The 6,475-nt window shown below is 70.2% G+C and carries 5 protein-coding genes; all 5 read left to right on the forward strand.

Annotation, left to right across the window (positions count from 1 at the left end):
- The first annotated feature begins 32 nt into the window (after positions 1 to 32).
- The 5 genes from B073_RS0122090 (at position 33) to B073_RS0122110 (ending at position 6,366) form a co-directional block, all read left to right on the forward strand.
- A complete protein-coding gene (locus B073_RS0122090; RefSeq protein WP_018540257.1) occupies positions 33 to 1,631 on the forward strand; it encodes a (2,3-dihydroxybenzoyl)adenylate synthase in 1,599 nt (532 codons plus the stop codon).
- Positions 1,631 to 2,578 (forward strand): ferritin-like domain-containing protein, encoded by a 948-nt coding sequence (locus B073_RS0122095; protein WP_018540258.1) that lies wholly within the window; start codon positions 1,631 to 1,633, stop codon positions 2,576 to 2,578. Before B073_RS0122090 ends, B073_RS0122095 begins: the two co-directional genes overlap by 1 nt.
- 125 nt (positions 2,579 to 2,703) lie before the next feature.
- Complete coding sequence (locus B073_RS40635; protein WP_267881427.1) at positions 2,704 to 4,131, forward strand: MFS transporter; 1,428 nt, start codon at positions 2,704 to 2,706, stop codon at positions 4,129 to 4,131.
- 37 nt (positions 4,132 to 4,168) lie between these two features.
- Positions 4,169 to 5,413, forward strand: a complete 1,245-nt coding sequence (locus tag B073_RS0122105; RefSeq protein WP_018540260.1) for an NAD(P)/FAD-dependent oxidoreductase — start codon at positions 4,169 to 4,171, stop codon at positions 5,411 to 5,413.
- Positions 5,413 to 6,366, forward strand: a complete 954-nt coding sequence (locus tag B073_RS0122110) for an alpha/beta hydrolase (RefSeq protein WP_018540261.1) — start codon at positions 5,413 to 5,415, stop codon at positions 6,364 to 6,366. The genes B073_RS0122105 and B073_RS0122110 overlap by 1 nt, the downstream gene beginning before the upstream one ends.
- Positions 6,367 to 6,475: the final 109 nt, after the last annotated feature.

Genomic DNA, 6,475 nt, shown 5'->3' on the forward strand with positions numbered 1-6,475 from the left:
TCAAGGACCGCTCCGGCGCTGGAGGAGTAACGATGGGCACCGACTTCCACCCTTGGCCCGACGAGTTCGCCGGCCGCTACCGCCGTGCCGGCCACTGGCGTGGCGAGGTGCTGGGCGACCTCGTACGCGACCACGCCCGGGTGCACGGGGAGCGCACGGCACTGGTCGCCGACGGGGGCCGCATGACGTACGCGCGGCTCGACCGGCTGGCGGACCGCCGCGCCGCAGGGATGGCCGCGCGGCTGGGGCTGCGGCGCGGCGACCGGGTCGTGGTGCAGCTGCCCAATTGCACCGAGTTCGTCGTCTCCACGCTCGCTCTCTTCCGCCTCGGGGCCGTCCCGGTTTTCGCGCTGCCTGCACACCGGATGCGGGAGCTGAGCCATCTGTGCGAGATGACCGGGGCCGCGGCGTACCTCAGCTGCGACCAGTGGCAGGGAGAGGACCACCGCGAGCTGGCCACGCGGCTACGCGCCGAGCTGCCCCGGCTGCGGCACGCGGCGCTCACCGGCGATCCGGGTCCGCACACGGGTCTGGACGCACTCACCGCCGAACCCGCCCTGCACCCCCGCCCGTCGAGCGCGGACGTGGCCTTCTGCCTGCTCTCCGGCGGAACCACCGGGGTGCCCAAGCTCATCCCGCGCACACACGACGACTACGCGTACCAACTCCGCACCACGGCAACCGAGATGGGGTTCACACAGGATTCGGTCTACCTGGCCGCGCTGCCCGCCGCGCACAACGCCGCGCTCGGCTGCCCCGGGGTGCTGGGCGCGCTGTACGCAGGCGGAACCGCCGTGCTGGCCGGCTCGCCCGCGCCGGACGAGGTGTTCGACCTGGTCGCCGCGGAAGGGGTGACCCTCACCACCGTCATGCCTGCCGTGCTCGAACTCTGGCTGGAAGCGGCCCGGTTGCTGGAGCCCGATCTGTCCCGGCTCACCGTGGAGATCGGCGGGGCTCCGCTCGACCCCGCGCTGGCCGTACGGGCTCACAGGGAACTGGGGTTGGGCATCACACACTGGTTCGGTATGGCTGAGGGGCTGCTCTGCTTCACCCGGCCCGGGGAGGCGGTGGAGGCGGCGGCCCGCACCCAGGGGCTTCCGCTTTCGGCGGACGACGAACTGCAGATCGTGGACGAGCGGGAGCGGCCGGTGCCCGAGGGGGAGAGCGGCGAACTCCTGGTGCGCGGGCCGTACACGCTGCGCGGCTACTACGGCGACCCGGCGCGGGGAGACGGTTCGCACTCGTTCACCCACGACGGATTCCTGCGCACCGGTGATCTGGTGCGGCGGGACCCGGAGGGCCGTCTCGTGGTGACCGGGCGGATCAAGGAGGTGGTCAACCGCGGCGGCGAGAAGGTGCCGGTGCACGAGCTGGAGCAGTTGCTGCGCGCTCACCCTGCGGTCGACAACGTGGCCGTCGTCGGGCTGCCGGACAGCGCGCTGGGGGAGCGGACCTGCGCTTTCCTGGTCATGACCGGGGAGGCCACCGGTGAGGAGCTGACGGAGTATCTGACCGACCTGGGCCTGGCCAGGTACAAGCTCCCGGACCGCTACGAGTTCCGCGAGGCTCTGCCCTACACACCGGTGGGGAAGGTGGACCGCAAGGTGCTGGTGTCGCAGGTGGCGCCCTGATGGAACCGATGACCGTCGGAGCCTCGGTGGAGTCCGTGCTGACCTGGGACTACCGTCCCGCTGACGGGCGTCTGGCGACGCTCTACGAACGGGCCAAGGCCGGTCAGTGGAACGCCGCCACCGATGTGGACTGGTCCCTGCCTGTGACGTTCGGCCGAGCGCTGAACCGGGACTCCGCGGCTGGCTGGGCCTCCTTCCGGGCTTCCCCGCTGGCCCGGCGCGGTCCCAGGGCCTGGGACACCTTCCGTTGGGAGCTGCAGTCCTGGATGGTCAGCCAGTTCCTGCACGGCGAACAGGCCGCGTTGGCCGTGGCCGGGCGGCTGGCTGGAGAACTCCCGGACCTGGACGGCAAGTTCTGCGCCGCCAGCCAGGCGGCGGACGAGGCGCGGCACGTGGAGGTCTTCGCCCGGTATCTGCACGAGCACGTCCCCGAGCCGTACCCGGTCTCTCCGCCACTGCGGTCGCTGCTCACCGACGTGCTCGCCGACGGTCGCTGGGACGTCACGGCACTCGGCATGCAGATCATGGTCGAGGCGCTGGCAATGGCCGCCTTCCGCCTCGGCGGCGAGACCTTCCACGACCCGCTCATCCAGCAGATCACCCGGCTGGTGGCGCGGGACGAGGCACGCCATGTTTCGTTCGGAGTGCTGTCGTTGGAGGGGCTCTACGCCGGACTGACCACGCCCGAGCGCGGAGAGCGCGAGGAACTCGTCGTCCAGGCCGCGGAGCTGATGCATCGGCGCTTCCTCCTGGGGGAGGTGTGGGAGCGCATGGAGGTGGACCGCGCGGAGGGCACCGCCCACGCCGCGGTCGATCCATTGATGGTCTCCTACCGCCGCACCCTGTTCACCGCGGTGCTCTCCGCGCTGCGCCGCATCGGGCTGTTCACGCCATACGTGAGGGGGAAGTTGGCGCTTCTCGGGCTCGTGGCTCCGGGTATCGGGTAGCCATTGCGTGGCGTTCAGTATACGCGTATACAGATGACGGTATGGCAGACGTCCAGGAGGTGTGAGCAGTGGCCGGGAAAGCGGAAATTCCACGTAGGGAAGACGGCAAGGGGCGAGTCCTCGCGGTGGCCTGTGCAGCTCAGTTCATGGTGGTTCTCGATTTGACGATCGTGAATGTCGCCCTGCCGTCCGTACAGAAGAGCCTCCATCTCGGGATGGTGCCACTGCAGTGGGTGGTGACCGCCTACACGCTGGCGTTCGGCGGCTTTCTGCTGCTGGGTGGTCGGGCCGGTGATCTGCTGGGGCAGTACCGAGTGCTGTTGGGCGGGCTGACACTTTTCGGGGTGGCCAGCCTGGTCGGCGGACTGGCGCAGGGCGAGGCGCAGTTGATCGGGGCGCGTGGAGTGCAGGGGCTGGGAGCGGCGCTGCTTTCGCCCTCCACGCTCTCCGTCATCAACGTCACCTTCGCCGAGGGCAAACAGCGCACCAAGGCGCTCGGCGCCTGGAGCGCGGTGGCCGGGATCGGCGGCGCGGTCGGGGTACTTCTGGGCGGAGTGCTCACGGACCTCGTCGGATGGCGCTGGGTGCTGCTGATCAACGTGCCGATGGCCGTCGCGGTGGCGGTTCTGTGCGCGGGCTCCGCTGTCCCGCGGCGCGGCGCGGCGCGGGTTTCGCTCGACCTGCCCGGAGCGGTCCTCGGCACGCTCGGGCTGCTGGCCCTCACCTACGGCGTGACCGGTAGCGACACGCATGGCTGGGCCTCGACGCAGACGCTGGTGTCGCTGGCCGTTGCGGCGCTGCTGTTGGTGAGTTTCGTGCTCGTCGAGCTGCGTACGGCGCAGCCGGTGGTGCGGTTCGGTGTGCTGCGTTCGCGCAGCGTGGCGGGCGGCAATCTGGTCGGCCTGCTGCTGGGCGCCACGATGATCGTCTGCTTCTACTTCGTCTCGCTGTACCTCCAACGGACCTTGAGCTGGAGCCCGTTGAAGACCGGGCTGTCCTTCCTGCCCTTCAGCTTCGGCATCTTCGCCGGGACAGTCATCGCCTCAAAGCTGCTGCCGCGTACCGGCCCGCGCCTCCTACTGCTGGCCGGGCTACCGGTGGCCGCGGCGGGCTCGTTGTGGTTCGGACAGGCCGGGGTCGGAGGCACCTTCCTGGGCACCCTGCTCGGGCCCTCCATGCTGGTCAGTATCGGTCTGGGGATCTGCATGGTCTCCATGACAGTGGCTGCGACCAGCGGGGTCGCCCCGGAGGAGGCGGGACTCGCCTCAGGGCTGCTCAACACCAGCAGGCAGGTGGGCGGCGCGGTCGGGTTGGCGGCGCTGGCCACCGTCGCATCCAGCCACACCCGGGACCAGCTTCAGGCGGGCCACGACCAGGCCACGGCGACCGTTGCCGGATACGACCTGACGTTCGTCGTGGCCGCCCTGCTCTTCGTCGCCGCCGCGGTCTGCGCGGTGATGATCCCCCGGCCCCGGCCCGAACCCGAGAGGACATCGGAGGACGAGCCATCCGGTCGGCCGCCCGCCGGGCGGCCGGCGTACGACCGCACATGAACCGGCCGCCCGAGGCGCGGTCGGGAGAGGAGAGTCCATGGAGACCCAGGTGGCGATCGTTGGAGGCGGGCCGGGCGGCTCGGCCTGTGCCATCCACCTCGCCCAGCGCAGCATCCGCTCCGTCGTCGTGGAACGCGAGACCTTCCCCCGCTTCCACATCGGCGAATCCCTGACCGGAGACAGTGGGGATCTGCTGCGTGAGATGGGCCTGGAAGAGCGGGTGGCCGCGCTCCGCCCGCCGGTCAAGTACGGCATCACGGTGTTCGGTCCGCACGCCCGCCACCAGTTCTTCGTCCCCATCAAGGGCCGAGGAGAACACGGGTTGTACGACAGCACCAGCTGGCAGGTGCGGCGCGCGGACTTCGACACCATGATGCTGGAGCGGGCCCGCGAGGCCGGTGCCGAGGTGGTCAAGGGCCGTGCCAGCGAACCACTGATGGACGGCGACCGCGTGGTGGGCGTACGGGTCCGCCTGGACAGCGGTGAGGTCCGGGAGATCCGCAGTGATGTGCTGGTGGACGCCTCCGGGCAGAAGACCTTCCTCGCCAACGCCGGGCTGGCCGGCCCCAAACGCAGCGGTGCCTACGCCCGGCAGATGGCGGTGTACTCCCATTTCACCGGCGCCGTACGGGACGAGGGTCCGGCCTGGGGCAATACACTGACGTTCTTCCGCGAGAAGTACCAGTGGTGCTGGTTCATCCCGCTCGACTCGGAGACCACCAGCATCGGCTTCGTGATCCCCACCGACTACTTCCACGGACACGACGAGTCCCCGACCGAGTTCGTCCGCCGGGAGCTGCGTGAGTTCAACAGCGAACTTGCCCGCCGCACCGAGGACGTGACGATGGTGGAGGACGTGCACGTCACGACGAACTACAGCTACACCACCGAGCGCTTCTCCGGCCCCGGCTGGGTCTGCATCGGGGACGCGCACCGCTTCGTCGACCCGCTCTTCAGCTACGGACTGAACATCACCGTGGCCGAGTCCCGGCGGGTCGCGCAGGACATCGCGCTGCTGTTCAGCGGGGAGATCACCGACACCCGGCGGCCGTTCGCGGCGTTCGAGGAGTGGTCGCGGCGCGGCACCGAGGTTGCCCAGACGATGTTGGACGGATTCTGGGAGAGCACCTTCACCTTCGGGATGCTCATCCGCGAGGAGGAGGACGGGTTCATCGACCTCTTCTCGGGCCGGCTCTGGATGACGGACAATCCGGCGCTGCCGAGGCTGGAGGCGGCGCTCGTCCGGAGCAGGGAGCGCCGTCCGGACGTGGTGACGGCGTAGTGCCGCCCGAGGCCGACGCGTCCGCGCCGGAGTGGCTGGACCCGGAACTCTCCCTCGCGGCGCGGATGTTGCCGGCCGTCGATGTCCTTGATCCGGCCGCGGCACGGGAGACGATCGCAAAGGCCATGGCGCTGGTTGCCCGGCGCTGGCCCCGTACGGCGGACGGCGTCGTGATCCGGGAGGAGCACGTACCGGGTCCGCCCGGTGCTCCGCCGGTACGGGTGAGTGTCTACCGTCCCGCCGAAGTCCCGGACGGGGGCCTTCCGGCGGTGCTGCTGCTGCACGGCGGTGGTTTCGTGGTGGGCAGCCTGGAGGCCGAGCACTACAAGGCGCTGCTGCTGGCCCGTGACGCCGGCTGTCTGGCGGTCAGCGTCGATTACCGGCTCGCACCCGAGCACCCCTTCCCGGCAGCTCTGCGGGACTGCGCCGCCGTCCTTGCGTGGCTGGCCGGCCGTGGCGGCGAGCCGGACGTGGACCCGGCACGGATCGCCGTGGCCGGGACCAGCTCGGGCGCGGGGCTCGCGGCCGGGCTGGCGCAGCGGGTACGGGACCGCGGCGGGCCGGCGCTCGCCTACCAGCAGCTGGTCTTTCCGGTGGTGGACGACGTGCCGGACCGGCCGTCGGTGCGTCGCTACGGGGCACGGTCCACCGCTGCCATGTGGCGGCAGTACCTCGGCCCCGCCCACGGAGCACCACCGCTGTACGCCGTGCCCAATCGCACGGCCGACCTCACCGGTCTGCCGCCCGCCTATCTGCTGACCGCGCAGGTCGACGCTTTCCGGGACGGCGGTTTGGACTACGGCAGAAGGCTGGTGGAGGCGGGGAATGCCGTGGAAATCCATCATTTCCCCGGCTCCTTCCACGGTTTCGACACCACAGTGCCGCGCGCCGCGGTGTCGAAACGCGCGCTCTCGGAACAGATCCAGGCGCTCCGTACAGCACTCCACCGCTGAATTCCGGCACCTCGGAATTCCCTGGGTATTCGCATTGCACAGGGCTTATGCGCGGCCCGAGAGCTCGCTTGTGACGCACCGTCCGGATGGCGTTGTGTCGTACGTACAG

The sequence above is a fragment of the Streptomyces sp. MspMP-M5 genome, from assembly GCF_000373585.1.
In the GTDB taxonomy this organism is placed as follows: Bacteria; Actinomycetota; Actinomycetes; order Streptomycetales; family Streptomycetaceae; genus Streptomyces.